Raw genomic sequence first — 4,425 nt, forward strand, 5'->3', positions numbered from 1 at the left:
CCCGTCGACCAGCTCGCCGACCTGCACCTCGGCTCCCGCCCCTCCCGCAGGCCCGACTCCGGCGCCGGCCTCGACGGACTGCGCGCCATCCCCTGGGTGTTCGGCTGGACCCAGTCCCGCCAGATCGTCCCCGGCTGGTACGGCGTCGGCTCCGGCCTCAAGGCCCTGCGCGAGACCGGCCTCGACACCGTGCTCGACGAGATGCACGAACAGTGGCACTTCTTCCGCAACTTCATCTCCAACGTCGAGATGACCCTCGCCAAGACCGACCTCAGAATCGCCCAGCACTACGTCGACACCCTCGTCCCCGACGAGCTCAAGCACGTCTTCGACGCGATCAGGGCCGAGCACGAACTCACCGTCGCCGAAGTGCTCCGCGTCACCGGCGAGCCCGGCCTCCTGGACGGCACGCCGGCCCTCAAGCAGACCCTCACCATCCGCGACGCCTACCTCGACCCNNTCAAGCGCCAGCGCGACGCCGCCACCGCCGGCGACCAGCCCGACCCGCTGCTCGCCCGAGCCCTCCTCCTCACCGTCAACGGCGTCGCGGCGGGCCTGCGCAACACCGGCTGACCCCGCAGCCGCCCACGACGAAGGGTGCCCCCGAGCCGTACTCCGGCCGGGGGCACCCTTCGTCGTCGCGCTGTCGTTCTCCGCACCGAAGCCGTACGGACCCGGCCTCACACCACCAGGAACGCCGCCGTCACCAGCGCCACCCCCGACAAGCCCATCACCCACGCCGGCCGCGTCCGCAGCAACCCGCCCGCCACCACCACCGACGCCAGCATCAACGCCCCGCCCAGCGGCACCCACGCGTAGAGAATCCCGGCGGGACCGGAACGGACCGCCTCGGTCCCGCTCGGCTTCATGACGACGGTGTACGTCCGCCCCTTCGCCACGGCCGCGTTGTTCTCCAGCACGACCTCCGCCCGCGGCTGCGAGCCGGGCGACACCGGCGTGTACGCCCCCGTACAGGTCCGCTCACCGCAGGACTCCACCGTGACCGCGCCCTGCTCCCGGCCCTTCGTCAGCATCGTGTACTGCGCCGTGCCCCACGACGCCCACACACCCGCGATCAGGATCAGCACGGTGACCGTGCCCATCACCGCGAACCGGCCCAGGCGCAGAGCGGCGGACGAACCCCGGGAGGACGAGACGGCTGAAGGCATGGCCGAGATCTTTGGCCATGCCCTTGCGGTCGGTCAACTCCGTGAGGAATCCGCCCCCGCTCAGGAGTTGTACGTCCCCTGCGCCCGCTCCAGACCGTCGAGCACCAGACACTCCACCGCGTCCGCCGCCCGGTCCACGAAATAGTCCAGCTCCTTGCGCTCCGCCGACGAGAAGTCCCGCAGCACGTAGTCCGCCACCTGCATCCGCCCCGGCGGCCGCCCGATCCCGAACCGCACCCGGTGATAGTCCGGACCGAACGCCTTCGTCATCGACTTCAGCCCATTGTGGCCGTTGTCCCCGCCCCCCAGCTTCAACCGCAGCGTCCCGTAGTCGATGTCCAGCTCGTCATGGATCGCCACCACCTGCGCCACCGGCACCTTGTAGAACTCCCGCAGCGCGTTCACCGGCCCGCCCGACAGATTCATGAACGACGTCGGCTTCGCCAGAATCACCCGCCGGCCCGCCGGACCCGGCGGACCGGTCCGCCCCTCCACCACCTGCGCCTGCGCCTTCCCGGCCCGCTTGAACCGGCCCGAGATCCGCTCCGCCAGCAGGTCCGCCACCATGAACCCCACGTTGTGCCGGTTCCCGGCGTACTCCGGCCCCGGATTACCCAGCCCCACGATCAGCCAGGGAGCCGCCGCATCGGTCGTCACGTCCCAGTCTCCTTCGTCCGCGTCCCGTACTCGTCCACATACACGTCGGCCGCTGCCCCCGCACGGGAACAGCGGCCGACGCGTAGGAAGACTACGAGGAGGATCAGGCCTCGGCGGCCTCGTCCTCGTCGCCCGCGGCCTCCTCGGCCTGCGCGGCCAGCACCTGCAGCACCACGGTGTCCCCGTCCACGGCCAGCTTCGCACCGGCCGGCAGCTCCAGGTCCTTGGCGAGAATCGTGGCGCCGGCCGACAGGCCCTGCACCGAGACGCTCACGCCGTCCGGGATGTTCGTCGCCTCGGCCTCGATCGGCAGCGTCGGAATGACGTGCTCCAGCAGGTTGCCGCCCGGAGCCAGCTCACCCTCGGCGGTCACGTGGATCTCGACGGTGACCCGCTCGCCCCGCTTCACCATCAGCAGGTCGACGTGCTCCAGGTGGCCCCTGATCGCGTCACGCTGCACGGCCTTCGGGATCGCCAGCTGGCTGCCCTCACCGTCGACGACCAGATCGATCAGCACGTTCGGCGTACGCAGCGCCAGCAGCAGCTCGTGACCCGGCAGCGTCAGGTGCAGCGGCTCGAGACCGTGCTCGTACACCACACCCGGGACCTTGTTCTCGCGACGGATACGACGCGCCGCACCCTTGCCGAACTCGCGCCGGGTCTCGGCGTGAATCTTCACCTCGGACATGCTCACCACTCCTCGAAGTCAGGAACCGTTGGGGATACCCCCCGCTCCGTGGAGCTTGGGGAAAGTCACCCGGCCACGAACGGCCTGCTACGAAGAGCGCGTCGATTACGGACCGCCGTACTCCACTCCTCACGAAGCGGTACGGCCTCCCTCGCCGAGCAACTGGAGCAGTCTACTCGGACAGGGAGGCCGTACCCAAAACGATCAGCCGGGACGCAGGGGGAACCCGGAGGAGAACCCTTACTGCTCGTCGAACAGGCTCGTCACCGAACCGTCCTCGAACACCTCACGCACCGCACTCGCGATCGTCGGCGCGATCGACAGCACCGTCAGCTTGTCCAGGTCGGCGCTCAGCTCACCCGGAGTCGGCAGCGTGTCCGTGAACACGAACTCGCTCACCCGCGAGTTCTTCAGCCGGTCCGCCGCCGGACCCGACAGCACACCGTGCGTCGCCGTCACGATCACGTCCTCCGCACCGTGCGCGAACAACGCGTCCGCCGCGGCGCAGATCGTGCCACCGGTGTCGATCATGTCGTCGACCAGGACGCACACACGGCCCTTGACCTCACCGACCACCTCGTGGACCGTGACCTGGTTCGCCACGTCCTTGTCACGCCGCTTGTGCACGATCGCCAGCGGCGCACCCAGCCGGTCGCACCAGCGGTCCGCCACCCGCACACGGCCCGCGTCCGGCGACACCACCGTCAGCTTCTCCCGGTCCACCTTCGCGCCCACGTAGTCCGCCAGCAGCGGCAGCGCGAACAGGTGATCCACCGGACCGTCGAAGAAACCCTGGATCTGGTCCGTGTGCAGATCCACCGTCAGCACCCGGGTCGCACCCGCGGTCTTCATCAGATCCGCGATCAGACGCGCCGAAATCGGTTCACGCCCGCGGTGCTTCTTGTCCTGCCGCGCGTAACCGTAGAACGGCACGATGACGGTGATCGACCTCGCCGACGCACGCTTCAACGCGTCGATCATGATCAACTGCTCCATGATCCACTTGTTGATCGGAGCCGTGTGGCTCTGGATCAGGAAACAGTCGGCACCACGGGCCGACTCCTCGTAACGCACATAGATCTCGCCATTGGCGAAGTCGAAGGCCTTGGTCGGAACGACCCCCACACCCAGCAGGCGGGCGACCTCCTCGGCAAGCTCGGGGTGGGCCCGGCCGGAGAAGAACATCATCTTCTTCTGGCCGGTCGTCTTGATCCCGGTCACAGCACTATCTCCTCAGAGGTGTCGCAGAAACTCGCGGCTCGAAGGCGAGAGACCTCTCAGACGGCACGCGCGAGGTCATCTCACCTGATGGGGTGCGGATGTGCACTTATCACGATACGACGACTCCGGCGCACCGCTTTCCGGTCAACCCTCCTCGGCCGACCCCCGGACAGCCTCCTCCGCTGCCTTCGCGGCAGCACTCCCCGGACGCTTACGAGCCACCCAGCCCTCGATGTTCCGCTGCTGCCCACGGGCCACAGCCAACGAACCGGGCGGCACATCCTTCGTGATCACAGAGCCGGCGGCGGTGTAAGCACCGTCCCCGACCGTGACAGGTGCCACAAACATGTTGTCGGAACCCGTCCGGCAGTGCGACCCGACCGTCGTGTGATGTTTGTCCTGTCCATCGTAGTTCACGAACACACTCGCCGCACCGATGTTCGAGAACTCGCCGATCGTCGCATCCCCCACATACGACAGATGCGGAACCTTCGTACCCTCACCGATCGACGCGTTCTTCGTCTCCACATACGTGCCGATCTTCCCCCCACGCCCCAACCGCGTCCCCGGACGCAGATAGGCGAACGGACCCACCGACGCCTCCGGACCGACCTCCGCACCCGACGCCACCGTGTTGTCCACCCGCGCCCCGGCCCCCACCCGCGTATCCGTCAGCCGCGCATTCGGCCC

The 4,425-nt window shown here is 68.5% G+C and carries 5 protein-coding genes and 2 pseudogenes; 2 read left to right on the forward strand and 5 right to left on the reverse strand.

The window, feature by feature from the left end:
* Positions 1 to 458 (forward strand): phosphoenolpyruvate carboxylase (locus AOK11_RS33675; protein WP_240497590.1); only part of this gene is annotated, 458 nt, incomplete at both ends.
* A 2-nt stretch (positions 459 to 460) separates the two neighbouring features.
* Positions 461 to 573, forward strand: a pseudogene (locus tag AOK11_RS45710) (phosphoenolpyruvate carboxylase); the annotation flags it as partial.
* Positions 574 to 680: 107 nt separating this feature from the next.
* Here AOK11_RS45710 and AOK11_RS33680 read toward each other — a convergent pair.
* The 5 genes and pseudogenes from AOK11_RS33680 to glmU form a co-directional block, all read right to left on the reverse strand.
* A complete protein-coding gene (locus AOK11_RS33680) occupies positions 681 to 1,169 on the reverse strand; it encodes a hypothetical protein (RefSeq protein ID WP_055597471.1) in 489 nt (162 codons plus the stop codon).
* Positions 1,170 to 1,229: 60 nt separating this feature from the next.
* Positions 1,230 to 1,826 (reverse strand): aminoacyl-tRNA hydrolase, encoded by a 597-nt coding sequence (pth, locus tag AOK11_RS33685; RefSeq protein ID WP_055597472.1) that lies wholly within the window; start codon positions 1,824 to 1,826, stop codon positions 1,230 to 1,232.
* Positions 1,827 to 1,929: 103 nt separating this feature from the next.
* On the reverse strand, positions 1,930 to 2,514 hold the full coding sequence (locus AOK11_RS33690) for a 50S ribosomal protein L25/general stress protein Ctc (protein ID WP_055597473.1): 585 nt from the start codon (positions 2,512 to 2,514) through the stop codon (positions 1,930 to 1,932).
* A gap of 240 nt (positions 2,515 to 2,754) precedes the next feature.
* The gene (locus AOK11_RS33695) at positions 2,755 to 3,735 is read right to left on the reverse strand and encodes a ribose-phosphate diphosphokinase (protein ID WP_055574417.1); all 981 of its coding nucleotides are present in this window, start codon (positions 3,733 to 3,735) and stop codon (positions 2,755 to 2,757) included.
* Between the two features lie 144 nt (positions 3,736 to 3,879).
* Positions 3,880 to 4,425: pseudogene (glmU, locus tag AOK11_RS33700) on the reverse strand (bifunctional UDP-N-acetylglucosamine diphosphorylase/glucosamine-1-phosphate N-acetyltransferase GlmU); the annotation flags it as partial.

This window comes from Streptomyces hirsutus, from assembly GCF_001418415.1.
Lineage (GTDB): Bacteria > Actinomycetota > Actinomycetes > Streptomycetales > Streptomycetaceae > Streptomyces > Streptomyces hirsutus.